This window comes from Lactobacillus sp. Sy-1 (genome assembly GCF_019303535.1).
Classification (GTDB): domain Bacteria; phylum Bacillota; class Bacilli; order Lactobacillales; family Lactobacillaceae; genus Nicoliella.
Window position 1 is genome coordinate 750,157 of the sequence record NZ_JACCIU010000001.1, and the last position, 16,853, is coordinate 767,009.

Here is a 16,853-nt window from a genome sequence, read left to right on the forward strand (position 1 = left end):
AGGAAAAATACAATTTGTAATCAAATTGTAACATTTCTTTTCGTAGAAATAATTAGGAGAGGTGAATAACTTGGCAGGACATTTAGTTAAATATGGAAAGCACCGTATTCGTAGAAGTTACGCTCGAATCAAGGAAGTTCTTGATTTACCTAACTTGATTGAAATCCAAACTAATTCATATCAATGGTTCTTGGATGACGGATTACGGGAAATGTTTAATGACATTATGCCAATTGATGACTTTAAGGGTAATTTATCTTTAGAGTTCGTTGATTATCAATTATTAGAACCAAAGTATACAGTAGAAGAAGCACGTGCGCATGAGGCAAATTATTCAGCTCCATTGCATGTTACTCTTAAGCTGACGAACCATGATACTGGTGAAATTAAGACCCAAGATGTTTTCTTTGGCGATTTTCCATTGATGACTGACCAAGGGACCTTCATTATTAATGGTGCCGAACGGGTTATCGTTTCTCAATTAGTTCGTTCTCCTGGAGTGTTCTTCCACAAGGACGTTAATAAGAACGGCCGGACTGTATTTGGTTCCACCATTATCCCTAACCGTGGGGCTTGGATGGAATTTGAAACTGATGCTAAGAACGTTTCCTACGTAAGAATTGACCGGACCCGGAAACTACCAATTACCGAATTAGTGCGTGCACTTGGTTTTGGTGATGATAGCGAAATTAGTGAAATTCTTGGTTCTAATGATAGTTTATCATTAACCCTTGAAAAGGATGTTCACAAGAATGCTGACGACTCCCGAGTTGAAGAAGCATTAAAGGATATTTACGAACGACTACGGCCAGGTGAACCAAAGACTGCTGATTCATCTAGAAGTCTTTTGACAGCCCGTTTCTTCGATCCAAAGCGTTACGATATGGCACCTGTTGGTCGGTTTAAGACTAACAACAAATTAAAACTTAAAAACCGTTTATTAGGGTTAACTCTAGCTGAAACTTTGGCTGATCCTGATACTGGTGAAATTATTGCTAATAAGGATGACGTTATTAGTCGTGAACTATTAGAAAAATTAAAACCATACCTTGATCGTCAAGACTTTAAGGCATATACCTTTGAACCATCTGATCAAGCTGTTGTTACTGAACCAATGACAATTCAAGTTATCAAGGTATACTCTAAGAACGACCCAGATCGGATTGTTCCAGTAATTGGTAACGATAACATTCCATTGGACTTCAAACACATTACCCCAGCCGATATTATTGCTTCAGTTAATTACTTCTTTAACCTTCAAGAAGGAATCGGCGAACCAGATGATATTGATCACTTGGGTAACCGGCGGATTCGTTCAGTTGGTGAATTACTTCAAAACCAATTTAGAATTGGATTAGCACGGATGGAAAGAGTAGTTAGAGAACGGATGTCAATCCAAGATGCTGCTACTGTTACTCCACAACAATTGATCAATATTAGACCAGTGGTTGCTTCCGTGAAGGAATTCTTTGGGTCCTCCCAACTTTCTCAATTCATGGATCAAACCAACCCCCTTGGTGAATTGACCCACAAACGGCGTCTTTCTGCCTTGGGACCTGGTGGTTTAACTCGTGATCGGGCTGGATACGAAGTTCGGGACGTTCACTACACCCACTACGGTCGGATTTGTCCAATTGAAACTCCCGAAGGTCCAAATATCGGGTTGATCAATAGTCTTTCTAGTTATGCACGGGTTAATAAGTATGGTTTTGTTGAAACTCCATACCGGCGTGTGTCATGGAAGGACCACAAGGTTACTGATAAAATTGATTACTTGAGTGCTGACGAAGAAGATAAGTATGTTGTTGCGCAAGCTAACTCTAAACTTAATGATGACGGTTCATTTGCAGAACCGACTGTTTTGGCTCGTCACCGTTCAGATAACATTGTTGCTAACATTGAAAATGTTGATTACATGGACGTTTCACCTAAGCAAGTAGTTTCAGTTGCGACTGCATGTATTCCTTTCTTGGAAAATGATGACTCCAACCGGGCCTTGATGGGTGCTAACATGCAACGGCAAGCGGTTCCATTGGTAAACCCACATGCTCCACTAGTTGGAACTGGGATGGAATACCGGGCTGCTCATGATTCCGGAGTTGCTTTGATCTGTAAGCACGAAGGAAACGTTGAATACGTTGATTCACGCGAAGTACGCGTTCGTCGTGACGATGGTGCACTAGACACTTACAAGTTAATGAAGTTCCAACGTTCCAATGGTGGTAAGAACTACAACCAACGGCCAATCGTTAAGGTTAACGACCACGTTGACGCTAACGAAGTTTTAGCTGATGGGCCATCAATGGAAAACGGTGAATTAGCATTGGGACAAAACCCAGTGGTTGCCTTCATGACTTGGCAAGGGTACAACTTCGAAGATGCGATCGCCATTAACGAACGCCTCGTTCGTGATGACGTCTACACTTCCATTCATATTGAAGAATATGAATCAGAAGCGCGTGATACTAAGTTAGGACCTGAAGAAATGACTCGTGAAATCCCTAACGTTGGGGAAGATGCACTTAGAAACCTTGATGAAAACGGGGTTGTCAGAATTGGTGCTGAAGTTCACGATGGTGATATTTTAGTTGGTAAGGTTACTCCTAAGGGTGTGACTGAATTATCAGCTGAAGAACGTTTACTTCACGCTATCTTTGGTGAAAAGGCTCGTGAAGTACGGGATACTTCCCTTAAGGTTCCTCATGGTGCTGGTGGAATTATCCAAGACATTAAGGTCTTTAGCCGTGAGAATGGTGATGAACTTGCTCCAGGGGTTAACCAAATGGTACGAGTTTACATTGCTCAAAAGCGGAAGATTCAAGTTGGAGACAAGATGTCCGGACGTCATGGCAACAAGGGAACTGTTTCAATCGTAATCCCTGAAGAAGATATGCCATACTTGCCAGATGGAACTCCAATCGACATTATGTTGAGCCCAATGGGTGTGCCTTCACGGATGAACATCGGACAACTACTTGAATTGCATTTAGGAATGGCTGCTCGTAAGTTAGGAATTCACGTTACTACGCCAGTTTTCGATGGAGCTAGTGATGATGATATTGATGACATTGTTAAGGAAGCTGGAATGGCTCCTGATACTAAGTCAGTTGTCTACGATGGTCGGACTGGTGAACCATTTGATAAGCGGATTGCAGTGGGAGTTATGCACTACTTGAAACTTGCTCACATGGTTGACGATAAGATTCATGCTCGTGCAATTGGACCTTACTCATTAGTTACCCAACAACCACTTGGTGGGAAAGCTCAATTTGGGGGCCAACGGTTTGGTGAAATGGAAGTTTGGGCGCTTGAAGCTTATGGTGCTGCATATACCCTTCAAGAAATCCTTACTTACAAGTCTGATGACGTTGTTGGTCGGGTTAAGACTTACGAAGCCATCGTTAAGGGCGAACCAATTCCAAAGCCAGGGGTTCCTGAATCATTCCGAGTACTTGTTAAGGAACTACAAGCCTTAGGACTTGATATGAAGGTGCTTAACAAGGATCACGAAGAAGTTGAACTAAGAGATATGGACAATGAAGATGATGATGTTGTGAATGTTGATGCTTTAAGCAAGTTAGCTAAGGAACAAGAAGCTAAGAAGAACGCTGAAAAGGATGAACAATCAGACAGTGAATCTGAAAAGTCAAACACTACTAACACAAATTCTAATGATTAAATAAGGAGGCCGCTCAATTGGTCGATGTTAATAAATTCGAAAGCATGCAAATTGGCCTAGCATCTTCTGATAAAATCCGTAGTTGGTCATATGGTGAAGTTCAAAAACCAGAAACCATTAACTACCGGACCTTGAAGCCTGAAAAAGAAGGTTTGTTCGATGAACGAATCTTTGGGCCTACTAAGGACTGGGAATGTGCTTGTGGTAAATACAAGCGGATTCGTTACCGCGGAATTGTCTGTGACCGATGTGGAGTTGAAGTTACCCGCTCCAAGGTTAGAAGAGAACGGATGGGCCACATTGAATTGGCTGCACCGGTTACTCATATTTGGTACTTCAAGGGAATTCCTAGTCGGATGGGACTTGTCTTAGACATGAGTCCACGGGCATTGGAAGAAGTAATTTACTTTGCTTCCTACGTTGTTACTGACCCGGGTGATACGCCACTTGAAAACAAGCAACTACTATCAGAACAAGATTACCGTGAAAAGAAACTAGAATACGGAAGTCGCTTCAAGGCTGGTATTGGTGCCGAAGCAATCAAGACTTTGCTTGAAAATGTTGATGTTCAAAAGGAAACGAATGAACTTAAACAAGAGTTAAAGAAGGCTACTGGTCAAAAGAGAACCCGTGCGGTTCGTCGATTAGATATTTTGGAAGCATTCTTAACTTCTGAAAATGATTTAGATTGGATGGTAATGGACGCCATTCCTGTTATTCCACCTGACCTTCGTCCAATGGTTCAATTGGAAGGTGGCCGTTTTGCCACTTCAGATTTAAATGACCTATACCGGCGGGTAATTAACCGTAATAACCGGCTTAAGCGACTATTAGATCTACATGCTCCTGGAATCATTGTTCAAAACGAAAAGCGGATGCTTCAAGAAGCCGTTGATGCTTTAATTGATAATGGTCGGCGTGGTCGTCCAGTTGCCGGTCCAGGTAACCGTCCATTGAAGTCATTGTCACACATGCTTAAGGGTAAGCAAGGTCGGTTTAGACAAAACTTACTTGGAAAGCGGGTTGATTACTCCGGACGTTCAGTTATTGATGTTGGTCCATTCCTTAAGTTCAACCAAATGGGACTGCCAGTGCCAATGGCAATGGAACTTTTCAAGCCTTTCATTATGAAGGAATTGGTTAAGCGTGGAATTGCATCTAACATTAAGAACGCTAAGCGCCAAATTGATCGTCAAGAAGACGAAGTGTTTGACGTCTTAGAAGATGTTATTAAAGAACACCCAGTGCTACTTAACCGGGCCCCTACGCTTCACCGTTTGGGAATTCAAGCCTTCGAACCAGTATTAGTAAGTGGGAAGTCCATGCGTTTACATCCATTGGCCTGTGAAGCTTACAATGCCGATTTCGATGGTGATCAAATGGCCATTCACGTTCCACTTTCAGATGAAGCACAAGCTGAATCAAGAATTCTAATGCTTGCTGCCAGTCATATCCTTGCCCCTCGTGATGGGAAGCCAATTGTTACACCATCACAAGATATGGTTATTGGTAATTACTACCTAACCATGGAAGAAGCTGGTCGTGAAGGTGAAGGAATGATCTTTAATGACTATGATGAAGCACTTCTTTCCTACCAAAATGGGACTACTCACTGGCACACTAGAGTAGGAATTCGAGCATCATCAATGCCTGATAAGCCATTTACCGATGACCAAAAGGATAAGATTTTAATTACCACAACTGGTAAGATTATCTTTAACCATATTTTACCTAAGGCATTTACTTACTTGAATGAACCAACTGACACTAACGTGCATGGTCACATTCCAGATAAGTACTTCCTTGAACCTGGTGAAGATATTTTTGAACACTTGAAGGATGCACCAATCGTGCCACCATTTAAGAAGGGCTTCTTAAGTGACGTGATTGCTGAAGTATATAACCAATACAAGGTTACCATCACTTCGAAGTTACTTGATCGAATCAAGGATATTGGTTATGACAAGTCTACTAAATCTGGATTAACCGTTGGAATTACCGATGTTACTGATTTAAAGGAAAAGCCTGCCGTTCTTGAAAAGGCTCACAAGAAGGTTGACATGGTTACTAAGCAGTTCCGGCGTGGTTTGATTACTGATCAAGAACGTTACGAAAGAGTTATTCAAATCTGGACTGACGCTAAGGATGAAATCCAAGAATTGCTGATGAACAACTTCGACCCTCAAAACCCAATCTTTATGATGAGTGATTCTGGAGCTCGTGGTAACATCTCAAACTTTACTCAATTAGCTGGGATGCGTGGATTGATGGCTTCTCCAAGTGGAGACATCATGGAATTGCCAATTACTTCTAACTTCCGTGAAGGATTAACCGTCTTGGAAATGTTTATTTCTACCCATGGGGCTCGTAAAGGGATGACCGATACGGCCTTGAAGACTGCCAACTCTGGTTACTTAACTAGACGGCTTGTTGATGTGGCCCAAGATGTTATTATTCGTGAAGATGACTGTGGAACTGACCGTGGATTGATTGTTCAAGCCCTTACAAACGGGAATGAAACGATTGAACCGCTATACGACCGAATTATTGGACGGAACGCAATGAAGAGTATTGTTGATCCTAAGACCGGCGAAGTAATCGTTAAGAAGAACCAAATCATTAATGAACCTGAAGCCCAAGCAATTGTGGATGCTGGAATTAAGGAAGTTGAAATCCGTTCTGCATTTACTTGTAACAGTGTTCATGGGGTTTGTTCTAAGTGTTACGGACGAAACCTTGCTACTGGGGACCCAGTTGAAGTTGGAGAAGCAGTCGGTACGGTTGCTGCCCAAGCCATTGGGGAACCTGGTACTCAATTGACTATGCGGAACTTCCATACTGGTGGGGTTGCCGGAAACTCAGATATTACCCAAGGACTTCCACGGATTCAAGAAATTGTTGAAGCCAGAAACCCTAAGGGGAAAGCTGAAATTACTGAAGTTACTGGAACTGTTGAAACAATTGAAGAAAATCCTGCGGAAAGAACCCAAGAGATTACCATCAAGGGTGATACAGATACCAGAACTTACAGTGTTCCAATTAATTCACAACTTCAAGTTGCTGAAGGCGACTTCATTAGACGAGGCAGTAAGTTAAACGATGGTTCAATTGATCCTAAGGAATTAATTAAGGTTAGAGATACGATCTCAACTGAAGTTTACTTGCTTAGTGAAGTTCAAAAGGTTTACCGTGGTCAAGGGGTGGACTTAAGTGATAAGCACGCCGAAATCATGATTAGACAAATGCTTCGGAAGGTTCGAATCATGGACCCTGGTGACACTGAGTTACTTCCTGGAACATTAATGGATATTAATGACTTTAAGGAAAGTAACCGTGAAGCCGTTATCACTGGTAAGATTCCTGCTACATCCCGTCCAGTATTGCTTGGAATTACTAAGGCTGCCCTTGAAACGAACAGTTTCTTATCAGCTGCCTCCTTCCAAGAAACTACTCGGGTGTTAACAGATGCTGCCATTCGTGGTAAGAATGATCCATTAGTCGGATTGAAAGAAAATGTTATTATTGGTAAGTTAATTCCTGCTGGTACTGGTATGCACACTTATGGTGATATCAAACCAAAGGAAATCGGTGCATCTAGTACCGATGGCGTTTACTCAATTAGTCAATTAGAAGAAAAGATTAAAAAAGAAGAAGACGCTAAAAATTAATTAACCGTTTAAAGTAAGGATTGCCATTTAATTGGTAATCTTTATTTTTTTACATAAAAATTAAATTAAATAGGTAGCCAATTGTAATAAATGGGATGAAGGCAATCCGCTTTTGCTTTGCAAACAGCCAGGCATAAATTAAAGCAGTAGTGGTGGCGAGCATTAATAACGTTAGAATGCCACTAAATCCAATAATTAACCCAACAATGAAAAGAACATCAATGTCTCCACAACCAATTTTGATGGTGAAATAGTTTAGTGATTGAACCACTAAGTATGCCCCTAGCAAAATGATTAATAAAATAAGATTACCACCATTAAAAATTAAATAATGGGTTACGTTAATGATTAATAGAATAATAATTAAAATAGTGGGGACGGTTAATTTTTGGTTGTCAATGATCGATAGGGTGATTAAAATTAAAATGGAAATGAAAATTAACCAGTTAAAGTTAAAATAGGATTGAAGGATGAATGCGCCACCAAAGATAAACTCGTTAGTAATTAATTCGCGGTTGATTACGGACTTGCAATAGCGACAACGGCCCTTTAAAGATAAATAACTAACGATTGGAATTAGATCTACTGGTTTCAGGGGGGTCCGACATTGATCACAATGTGATCTAGGGAAAATGATTGATTCACTTCGGTTAGCTCTTTGAATTACTAATGATATGAACGATCCCAATGCTGTCCCAATAACAAATAAAATAATTGAATTCATATTTACCACCTCGGAAATTAACATACGTAAGAAATGATAAATACTATTTTTTAAATCCATTGACACGCCATATTGGTAGTGATAAGATAATAAAGTGCTTGCTGATGCAAGGAAGTATGTTCTTTGCACTATGTACAATTTCGTACGTAAACGGCGGTTCTTTTTTTAAGAATAAAAATGAACCACCTGGATGTGTGGACTTATATATTATATTTTAAAAATTATGAAAGGAGGAATTTTTAGATGCCTACTATTAACCAATTAGTTCGTAACGGACGTAAATCTAAAAGTTCTAAATCAAAATCCCCTGCTTTAAACCATGGGTACAACAGTTACAAGAAAGTACAAACCAACAACCCAGCTCCTCAAAAACGTGGAGTTGCTACCCGTGTTGGTACTATGACTCCTAAGAAGCCTAACTCTGCATTACGTAAGTATGCCCGTGTTAGATTATCCAACTTAATCGAAGTTACTGCTTACATTCCAGGAATTGGACACAACCTTCAAGAACATAGTGTTGTTTTAATTCGTGGTGGACGTGTTAAGGATTTACCTGGGGTTCGTTACCACATTATTCGTGGTGCTTTAGATACTGCCGGTGTTGATGATCGTCGTCAAGGTCGTTCTAAGTACGGTACTAAGAAGCCTAAGGAATAATCGATTAAACTTAAAAACGAGGAGGATATTTAAATGCCAAGAAAAGGACATGTTGCGGATCGCGAAGTACTTCCTGATCCAATTTACAACTCAAAGTTGGTTACCAGCTTAATTAACCATTTAATGTTAGATGGTAAGAGAGGGACTGCATCAAAGATTTTATACGGTGCATTCGACATGATTAAAGAAGAAACTGGTAACGATCCAGTAGAAGTATTCGAAGAAGCAATGAAGAACGTTATGCCAGTACTTGAAGTTAAGGCTCGTCGTGTTGGTGGGGCTAACTACCAAGTTCCAATCGAAGTTCGTCCAGGTCGTCGGACTACTTTAGGTCTTCGTTGGATCACTAACTACTCACGTTTACGTGGTGAACATACTATGACTGAACGCTTAGGTCGTGAAATCATGGATGCTGCTAACAACACTGGTGCTTCCGTTAAGAAGCGTGAAGACACTCATAAGATGGCTGAAGCTAACCGTGCATTTGCACATTACCGTTGGTAATTAGCGTTTAGTTATTCTTATAATTTGTTATAATAATAAGTGGCTAATTGGTGTTCAATAGCCACTTTTATTTGAAACTGAACTGTTTTGAGAGGAGAAACAATTACACATGGCTAACAAACGTGAATTCCCACTAGAAAAGACTCGTAATATCGGTATTACTGCCCATATTGATGCTGGTAAGACTACCGCTACTGAACGGATCTTGTACTACACTGGAATTACCCACAAAATTGGTGAAACCCATGATGGTGCTTCACAAATGGACTGGATGGAACAAGAACAAGAACGTGGTATTACTATCACTTCCGCTGCTACTACTGCGCAATGGAAGGGTTACCGAGTAAACATTATTGATACCCCAGGACACGTGGACTTCACTGCTGAAGTTGAACGTTCACTACGTGTTCTTGATGGTTCAATTACTGTTTTAGATGCTGCCGCTGGGGTTGAACCTCAAACTGAAACTGTTTGGCGTCAAGCTTCTGAATACAACGTTCCAAGAATTGTTTTCGCTAACAAGATGGATAAGTTGGGTGCTGACTTTGATATGTCAGTTAAGTCACTTCACGAACGTTTGGATGCAAATGCACATGCAATTCAAATGCCAATTGGTGCCGAAGATGACTTCGAAGGTATGGTTGACTTAATTGAAATGAAAGCATACCTTTACGACGAAGACAAGTTAGGTTCCGAATGGGATACTGTTGAAATTCCTGATAACTTAAAGGAAGAATCACAAAAGCGTCATGATGAATTAGTTGAAGCTGTTGCTGATGTTGATGAAGATATCATGAACAAGTACCTTGAAGGTGAAGAAATCACTAAGGATGAATTAAAGGCTGCTATCCGTAAGGCTACTTTAAACCTTGAATTCTACCCTGTATTAGCTGGTTCAGCATTTAAGAACAAGGGTGTTCAAATGATGCTTGATGCAGTTATTGATTACCTTCCATCACCACTTGATGTTCGCCCATACAAGGCTACTGATCCTGATACTGGTGAAGAAGTTGAATTAAAGGCTGACGACAACAAGCCATTTGCTGCCTTAGCATTTAAGATCATGACTGATCCATTCGTTGGACGTTTAACATTTATTCGTGTTTACCGTGGTAGTTTGGAATCAGGTTCATACGTATTGAATGCTACTAAGGACAAGCGTGAACGTGTTGGTCGTTTACTACAAATGCACTCTAACCACCGGAAAGAAATTCCAGAAGTGTTCTCTGGTGATATCGCTGCTGCTATTGGTTTAAAGAATACCACTACTGGTGATTCATTAACTGATCCTAAGCACCCATTACACCTTGAATCAATGGAATTCCCTGACCCAGTTATTAGTGTTTCCGTTGAACCTAAGACTAAGGCTGATCAAGATAAGATGAACAACGCTTTACAAAAGCTTGCTGAAGAAGATCCTACCTTCAAGGCTGAAACTAACCCTGAAACTGGTGAAACTATTATCTCCGGAATGGGTGAACTTCACTTGAACATCATTGTTGATCGTATGAAGCGTGAATTCAAGGTTGAAGCAACGATTGGTGCTCCACAAGTTGCTTACCGTGAAGCATTTACTAAGGCTACTAAGGCTCAAGGTAAGTTCATTCGTCAATCTGGTGGTAAGGGTCAATACGGGGATGTTTGGATTGAATTTACTCCAAACGAAGCCGGTAAAGGATTCGAATTCGAAGATGCTATCGTTGGTGGGGTTGTTCCTCGTGAATTTATCCCTTCAGTAGAACAAGGTTTGAAGGAATCAATGGCTAATGGTGTTCTTGCAGGATACCCATTGATTGACGTTAAGGCTAAGTTATACGATGGTAGTTACCATGATGTCGATTCTAGTGAAGCTGCATTTAAGATTGCTGCTTCAATTGCATTGAGAAATGCTGCTAAGACTGCTGATCCAGTTATTCTAGAACCAATCATGAAGGTTGATATTGTTGTTCCTGAAGAAAACATGGGTGATGTTATGGGTCAAGTAACTTCACGTCGTGGGAATGTTGATGGAATGGAAACTCGTTCAAAGGCTCAATTAATTCATGCTTATGTTCCACTTTCTGAAATGTTTGGTTACGCAACTACATTGCGTTCAGCTACTCAAGGTCGTGGTACATTCTCAATGAGTTTTGATCACTACGCTCCAGTTCCAAAGGCTATTCAAGAAGAAATTATCAAGAAGAACGGTGGAAACGCTGAATAATAAAATCAATTAATTTTATTATTAAAGGAGACTGAATTTTTCAGTCTCCTTTTTCAGTCTCCAATAAATTGAAAGTAAAATAATTTTAAAACGGCAAATTATTTTTTATAAACCCTTGCAACTAGGCTTTAAATCGGGTATTATAGTTAAGTACTGATTTTTGAGGGGTTGTTATACCCTAAACAGGACAGATGATAGCATTGATGTGAGAGATTGCGGCACACCCGGTTGCATTGCCATGAAGGATGGTCGGGAACTTTCACGGAGTTAGTCTTATTTTTAAAATAGACGAAGGAGGGAATACAATGGCAAAACAAAAAATTCGTATTCGATTAAAGGCTTATGAACACCGCATTTTAGATCAATCTGCTGAAAAGATTGTCGCAACGGCTCAAAGAACTGGTGCCAAAATTTCTGGTCCAATTCCATTGCCTACTGATCGGACTGTTTACACTCTTTTAGCTTCACCACATAAGTTTAAGAAGTCACGTGAACAATTCGAAATGTTAACTCACAAGCGTTTAATTGACATCTTGAATCCAACACCAAAAACTGTTGATTCATTGATGAAACTTGATCTACCAAGTGGTGTAGATATCGAAATCAAACTATAATTTTTAGAAATACAATCATATCGGAGGTGTACTCATGACCAAAAAAGGAATCTTAGGTAAAAAAGTAGGAATGACTCAAGTATTCAGTGAAAATGGAGAATTAACTCCAGTTACTGTTATTGATGTTACTCCTAACGTTGTTTTGCAAAAGAAGACCGTTGAAAATGACGGTTACGAAGCAATTCAAGTTGGTTTTGACGACAAGAGAGCTGTTCGTTCAAACAAACCAGAAAAAGGTCATGCAGCAAAAGCAAAGACTAATCCTAAGCGCTTCATTAAAGAAATTCGAGATGTTGAGCTTGGCGATTATAACGTAGCAGACGAAGTAAAGGCAGATGTCTTCGAAGCAGGTGACATCGTTGATGTTACAGGTATCTCGAAGGGTCATGGATATCAAGGTAACATCCACAAGGATGGTCAATCACGTGGACCAGAAACTCATGGTTCAAGATACCACCGTCGTCCTGGTTCATTAGGTTCAATCATTAACCGTGTTGTTAAGGGTATGAAGCTTCCAGGTCGGATGGGTAACAAGACTGTTACTATTCAAAACCTTGAAATCGTAAAGGCTGACACTGAAAACAACGTTCTTCTTGTTAAAGGTAACGTTCCAGGTGCCAACAAATCACTATTAGTAGTTAGATCTGCAGCTCGCGGATCTCAAAAATAAGAAAGGAGGAACAATAAATGACAAGCGTAGCATTATACAAACAAGATGGTAGTACAAATGGCAACGTCGACTTAAATGACGCCATTTTCAACATCGAACCAAACGATAGTGTTGTATTTGATACAATCACTATGCAACGCGCATCACAACGTCAAGGTACCCATGCTGTTAAAAACAGAAGTGCCGTTCGCGGTGGTGGTAAGAAGCCATGGCGTCAAAAGGGAACTGGTCGTGCTCGTCAAGGTTCCATCCGTTCACCACAATGGCGTGGCGGTGGTGTTGTCTTCGGACCAACTCCTCGCTCATACGCATACCACCTTCCAAAGAAGGTTACTCGTTTAGCTGTTAAGTCTGTTCTTTCAGAAAAGGTTGCTAACGATGCCTTTGTTGTTGTTGATTCACTAGCATTTAGTGCTCCTAAGACTAAGGAATTTAACAACGTATTAAAGAATTTGGATGCTACTACTAAGACTTTAGTTGTCTTAGAAGATGACAACGATAACGTTGCTTTATCAGCACGTAACTTAAAGAACGTTACTGTTATTAGTGCTAAGAGTGTTAACACTCTTGACGTTGTTCACAGTGACAAGGTTGTTATTACTAAGGCTGCTCTTTCTCAAGTAGAGGAGGTGCTCGCATAATGGAATCACGCGATATCATTTTACGTCCAGTTATCACTGAAGCAACCACTGCTTTAATGGATGACAAACGTTACACATTTGATGTAGACGTACGGGCAACTAAGACACAAGTTAAAAAAGCAATCGAAGATATCTTTGATGTTAAGGTTGTTAAAGTAAACATTATGAATCTTAAGGGTAAGAAGAAGCGCCAAGGATCATTCGTTGGTTACACTAAGAAGCGCCGTAAGGCAATCGTTACTCTATCTTCAGATTCAAATGAAATTCAATTATTTAGCGAAAAATAAAATATTAAAATAGGAGGGGAATACTTTGGCACTTAAAAAGTACAAACCAACCAGTAATGGTCGTCGTAACATGACTAGCCTTAACTATAAGGAAGTTATTACGACTCAAAAGCCTGAAAAGTCTTTATTGGCTGCTAAGAAGCACCAAGCTGGTCGTAACAACTCAGGCCGCATGACTGTTCGTCATCGTGGTGGTGGTAACAAAAACCAATACCGGATTATTGATTTTAAGCGTAACAAAGATGATGTTATGGCTACTGTTCAATCAATCCAATATGACCCAAATCGGACTGCTAATATCGCATTATTAGTATATGCTGATGGTGTTAAATCATACATCCTTGCCCCTAAGGGACTAAAGGTTGGGGATAAAGTTGAATCAGGTGCAAATGCTGATATTAAAGTTGGTAATGCATTACCATTGAACAAGATCCCAGTTGGTAGTATCATTCATAACATCGAATTGAAGCCTGGTAAGGGTGGTCAATTAGTTCGTTCTGCTGGTACTTCAGCTCAATTATTAGGTAATGAAGGTAAATACGCACTAGTTAAGTTATCATCTGGTGAAGTTCGTATGATTCTTTCAGTAAACCGTGCTACTATCGGTAGTGTTGGAAATGAAGAACACGGATTAGTTAATGTTGGTAAGGCCGGTCGTACTCGTTACAAAGGTCAACGTCCACATGTTCGTGGTTCTGTAATGAACCCTAACGACCATCCACATGGTGGTGGGGAAGGTAAAGCTCCAGTTGGTTACCCATCTCCATTATCACCATGGCACAAGAAGACTGTTGGTAAGAAGACTCGTTCTAAGAGTGCTCGTTCTAACAAGATGATTGTTCGTCGTCGTAAAGGTTCAAAGATGTAATTTAATTCATCACTAAAAGATGAATTTGAAAGGGAGGTTTTATAATGAGTCGTAGTTTAAAGAAGGGACCATTTGCTGATGCCAGTCTTTTAAAGAAGATTGATGCTCAAAAGGATTCTGAAAAGAAGTCAGTAATTAAGACCTGGTCTCGTCGATCAACTATTTTTCCAAGCTTCATTGGATACACTATCGCTGTTTATAACGGGAGAAGACACGTTCCCGTTTACGTTCAAGAAGACATGGTAGGACACAAGCTTGGTGAATTCGTACCAACCCGTACTTTCCATGGTCACGCTAAGGGTGACGATAAGAAAACTGTCTAAACAAGGAGGATTAATAAATGGCTGAACAAGTTACATCAGCAAAAGCTACTGCAAGAACTGTTCGTATTGCCGCTCGTAAGGTCCGCCTTGTAGTTGATCTTATTAGAGGTAAAAGCGTGGCAGAAGCCAGTGCAATCTTGAAATTCACTCCTCGGGGTGCTTCTCCAGTTGTATCAAAGGTTCTTATGTCAGCTGTAGCTAATGCAGAAAATAATTTTGATTTAGATCGTGAAGACTTAGTTGTAAGTGAAGCATATGTAAATGAAGGACCAACTTTAAAGCGGTTCCGTCCTCGTGCAAAGGGTTCAGCTTCACCAATTAACAAGAGAACTAGTCACATCACTGTCGTAGTTTCTGAAAAGTAGGAGGTATAACGCGTGGGTCAAAAAGTAAATCCAAACGGATTTCGTGTAGGAATCATCCGCGATTGGGAAGCAAAATGGTATGCTGAAAAAGATTTTGCTGCTAATCTTAAGGAAGACCTTCAAATCCGTAAATATATCGCAGAAAGACTTTCTGACGCTTCTGTTTCTACTGTAGAAATCGAACGTGCTGCAAAGCGTGTCAACGTTTCTATTCACACTGCTAAGCCAGGAATGGTTATTGGTAAGGGTGGATCCGAAGTTGAAAGTCTTCGTAAACAATTAAACTCATTAACTGGTAAGCGTGTTCACATTAACATTATCGAAATCAAGAAACCTGATTTAGATGCTATTCTTGTTGGTGAAAACATTGCTGCTCAACTAGAAGGTCGTGTGGCTTTCCGTCGTGCAATGCGTCAAGCAATGCAACGTAGTGTTCGTTCAGGTGCTAAGGGTATTAAGACTCAAGTAGCTGGTCGTTTGAATGGTGCTGATATGGCTCGTATCGAATCATACGCTGAAGGTACTGTTCCATTGCATACTTTACGTGCTGATATCGATTACTCATGGGAAGAAGCACATACTACTTACGGTGCTATTGGTGTTAAGACTTGGATTTATCGTGGTGAAATTTTACCAGGCCAAGCTGCTGTTAACAACGATATCCCAGCTAATAACAATAATCGTCGAAACAACAACCGGCGGAACAATAATCGTAAAGGAGGGGAATAAGCATGCTAGTACCAAAACGTGTAAAACATCGTCGTGAACATCGTGGTAAGTTACGTGGTCAAGCAAAGGGTGGTAAGTCAGTTACTTTCGGTAGTTATGGTTTACAATCATTAGATTCACATTGGATTACCAATAGACAAATCGAAGCTTGTCGTGTTGCTATCACACGTTACATGAAGCGTGGTGGGAAAGTTTGGATTAAGATTTTCCCTCACAAATCATATACTGAAAAAGGTGTCGGAGTTCGTATGGGTAATGGTAAGGGTGCCCCAGCTGGATGGGTTGCCCCCGTTAAACGTGGTAAGGTGTTATTCGAAGTAGGAGACACTACTGATGAAATTGCTAAAGAAGCTTTACGTTTAGCTGCAATGAAGCTTCCTGTACGTACTAAGATTGTTAAAAAGGAAGTAGGTGGCGAATCAAATGAAGGCTAAAGAAATTAATGAATTAACCACTGATCAAATGCACGAAAAAGAACAAGGTTACAAAGAAGAATTGTTTAACCTTCGTTTTCAATTGGCTACTGGACAATTGGAAAATACTGCAAGATTAAAACAAGTTCGTAAGAACATTGCACGTATTAAGACTGCACTTCGTCAAAAAGAATTAAACAAGTAAGAATACGATAAAAGGAGGTTTATACATGAGCGAAGAACGTAATGAACGCAAGGTATACCGTGGTCGCGTTGTTTCTGACAAGATGGATAAGACTATTTCTGTAATTGTTGAAACCACTAAGACTCATCCAACTTACGGTAAGCGGGTTAAGTATTCAAAGAAATACAAGGCGCATGATGAAAAGAATGAAGCTAAAAATGGCGACATTGTTGAAATCATGGAAACTCGGCCATTATCAGCTACTAAACATTTCCGTTTAGTTAACATTGTTAAGAAAGCTGTTATTATCTAGTCATTTTATCG

Annotated in this window: 17 protein-coding genes; 16 read left to right on the forward strand and 1 reads right to left on the reverse strand. The window is 40.2% G+C overall.

Annotation, left to right across the window (positions count from 1 at the left end):
* The first annotated feature begins 61 nt into the window (after positions 1-61).
* Positions 62-3,679, forward strand: a complete 3,618-nt coding sequence (locus HZL42_RS02865; protein ID WP_219054190.1) for a DNA-directed RNA polymerase subunit beta — start codon at positions 62-64, stop codon at positions 3,677-3,679.
* Positions 3,680-3,696: 17 nt separating this feature from the next.
* Positions 3,697-7,347: a DNA-directed RNA polymerase subunit beta' gene (gene rpoC / locus HZL42_RS02870; RefSeq protein ID WP_219054191.1), complete on the forward strand. Its 3,651-nt coding sequence runs from the start codon at positions 3,697-3,699 to the stop codon at positions 7,345-7,347.
* A 49-nt stretch (positions 7,348-7,396) separates the two neighbouring features.
* Here rpoC and HZL42_RS02875 read toward each other — a convergent pair whose 3' ends face one another.
* Entirely contained in the window at positions 7,397-8,071 is a 675-nt protein-coding gene (locus tag HZL42_RS02875; RefSeq protein ID WP_219054192.1) for an A24 family peptidase, read from the reverse strand.
* Between the two features lie 243 nt (positions 8,072-8,314).
* Here HZL42_RS02875 and rpsL point away from each other — a divergent pair, with 243 nt between their 5' ends.
* The 14 genes from rpsL (at position 8,315) to rpsQ (ending at position 16,842) form a co-directional block, all read left to right on the forward strand.
* The gene (gene rpsL / locus HZL42_RS02880; RefSeq protein WP_219054193.1) at positions 8,315-8,728 is read left to right on the forward strand and encodes a 30S ribosomal protein S12; all 414 of its coding nucleotides are present in this window, start codon (positions 8,315-8,317) and stop codon (positions 8,726-8,728) included.
* A gap of 33 nt (positions 8,729-8,761) precedes the next feature.
* Positions 8,762-9,232, forward strand: a complete 471-nt coding sequence (gene rpsG, locus HZL42_RS02885) for a 30S ribosomal protein S7 (RefSeq protein WP_219054194.1) — start codon at positions 8,762-8,764, stop codon at positions 9,230-9,232.
* Positions 9,233-9,341: 109 nt separating this feature from the next.
* A complete protein-coding gene (gene fusA, locus HZL42_RS02890; protein ID WP_219054195.1) occupies positions 9,342-11,435 on the forward strand; it encodes an elongation factor G in 2,094 nt (697 codons plus the stop codon).
* A gap of 305 nt (positions 11,436-11,740) precedes the next feature.
* Positions 11,741-12,049, forward strand: a complete 309-nt coding sequence (gene rpsJ / locus HZL42_RS02895) for a 30S ribosomal protein S10 (protein WP_219054196.1) — start codon at positions 11,741-11,743, stop codon at positions 12,047-12,049.
* A gap of 34 nt (positions 12,050-12,083) precedes the next feature.
* Positions 12,084-12,719 (forward strand): 50S ribosomal protein L3, encoded by a 636-nt coding sequence (rplC, locus tag HZL42_RS02900; RefSeq protein WP_219054197.1) that lies wholly within the window; start codon positions 12,084-12,086, stop codon positions 12,717-12,719.
* 17 nt (positions 12,720-12,736) lie between these two features.
* On the forward strand, positions 12,737-13,360 hold the full coding sequence (rplD, locus tag HZL42_RS02905; protein ID WP_219054198.1) for a 50S ribosomal protein L4: 624 nt from the start codon (positions 12,737-12,739) through the stop codon (positions 13,358-13,360).
* Entirely contained in the window at positions 13,360-13,647 is a 288-nt protein-coding gene (rplW, locus tag HZL42_RS02910) for a 50S ribosomal protein L23 (protein ID WP_219054199.1), read from the forward strand. The genes rplD and rplW overlap by 1 nt, the downstream gene beginning before the upstream one ends.
* Positions 13,648-13,672: 25 nt before the next feature.
* Positions 13,673-14,515: a 50S ribosomal protein L2 gene (rplB, locus tag HZL42_RS02915; RefSeq protein WP_219054200.1), complete on the forward strand. Its 843-nt coding sequence runs from the start codon at positions 13,673-13,675 to the stop codon at positions 14,513-14,515.
* Between the two features lie 44 nt (positions 14,516-14,559).
* The gene (gene rpsS / locus HZL42_RS02920; RefSeq protein WP_219054201.1) at positions 14,560-14,838 is read left to right on the forward strand and encodes a 30S ribosomal protein S19; all 279 of its coding nucleotides are present in this window, start codon (positions 14,560-14,562) and stop codon (positions 14,836-14,838) included.
* Positions 14,839-14,855: 17 nt separating this feature from the next.
* Positions 14,856-15,203 carry a 50S ribosomal protein L22 gene (rplV, locus tag HZL42_RS02925; protein ID WP_219054202.1) on the forward strand — a complete coding sequence of 116 codons (348 nt, stop codon included), beginning with the start codon at positions 14,856-14,858 and terminating at the stop codon, positions 15,201-15,203.
* A 12-nt stretch (positions 15,204-15,215) separates the two neighbouring features.
* A complete protein-coding gene (rpsC, locus tag HZL42_RS02930; RefSeq protein ID WP_219054203.1) occupies positions 15,216-15,932 on the forward strand; it encodes a 30S ribosomal protein S3 in 717 nt (238 codons plus the stop codon).
* Between the two features lie 2 nt (positions 15,933-15,934).
* Positions 15,935-16,366, forward strand: a complete 432-nt coding sequence (gene rplP, locus HZL42_RS02935; RefSeq protein WP_219054204.1) for a 50S ribosomal protein L16 — start codon at positions 15,935-15,937, stop codon at positions 16,364-16,366.
* Positions 16,356-16,550, forward strand: coding sequence for a 50S ribosomal protein L29 (gene rpmC, locus HZL42_RS02940; protein ID WP_219054205.1), 195 nt, complete (start codon positions 16,356-16,358; stop codon positions 16,548-16,550). The genes rplP and rpmC overlap by 11 nt, the downstream gene beginning before the upstream one ends.
* A gap of 25 nt (positions 16,551-16,575) precedes the next feature.
* Positions 16,576-16,842 carry a 30S ribosomal protein S17 gene (gene rpsQ / locus HZL42_RS02945; protein ID WP_219054206.1) on the forward strand — a complete coding sequence of 89 codons (267 nt, stop codon included), beginning with the start codon at positions 16,576-16,578 and terminating at the stop codon, positions 16,840-16,842.
* Positions 16,843-16,853 lie beyond the last annotated feature (11 nt).

Bases quoted from the DNA above. Each gene is read 5' to 3' on its own strand.
- HZL42_RS02875 (WP_219054192.1), bottom strand. From the start codon at position 8,071: ATGAATTCAATTATTTTATTTGTTATTGGGACAGCATTGGGATCGTTC.
- rpsL (WP_219054193.1), top strand. From the start codon at position 8,315: ATGCCTACTATTAACCAATTAGTTCGTAACGGACGTAAATCTAAAAGT.
- rpsG (WP_219054194.1), top strand. From the start codon at position 8,762: ATGCCAAGAAAAGGACATGTTGCGGATCGCGAAGTACTTCCTGATCCA.
- fusA (WP_219054195.1), top strand. From the start codon at position 9,342: ATGGCTAACAAACGTGAATTCCCACTAGAAAAGACTCGTAATATCGGT.
- rpsJ (WP_219054196.1), top strand. From the start codon at position 11,741: ATGGCAAAACAAAAAATTCGTATTCGATTAAAGGCTTATGAACACCGC.
- rplC (WP_219054197.1), top strand. From the start codon at position 12,084: ATGACCAAAAAAGGAATCTTAGGTAAAAAAGTAGGAATGACTCAAGTA.
- rplD (WP_219054198.1), top strand. From the start codon at position 12,737: ATGACAAGCGTAGCATTATACAAACAAGATGGTAGTACAAATGGCAAC.
- rplW (WP_219054199.1), top strand. From the start codon at position 13,360: ATGGAATCACGCGATATCATTTTACGTCCAGTTATCACTGAAGCAACC.
- rpsS (WP_219054201.1), top strand. From the start codon at position 14,560: ATGAGTCGTAGTTTAAAGAAGGGACCATTTGCTGATGCCAGTCTTTTA.
- rplV (WP_219054202.1), top strand. From the start codon at position 14,856: ATGGCTGAACAAGTTACATCAGCAAAAGCTACTGCAAGAACTGTTCGT.
- rplP (WP_219054204.1), top strand. From the start codon at position 15,935: ATGCTAGTACCAAAACGTGTAAAACATCGTCGTGAACATCGTGGTAAG.
- rpmC (WP_219054205.1), top strand. From the start codon at position 16,356: ATGAAGGCTAAAGAAATTAATGAATTAACCACTGATCAAATGCACGAA.
- rpsQ (WP_219054206.1), top strand. From the start codon at position 16,576: ATGAGCGAAGAACGTAATGAACGCAAGGTATACCGTGGTCGCGTTGTT.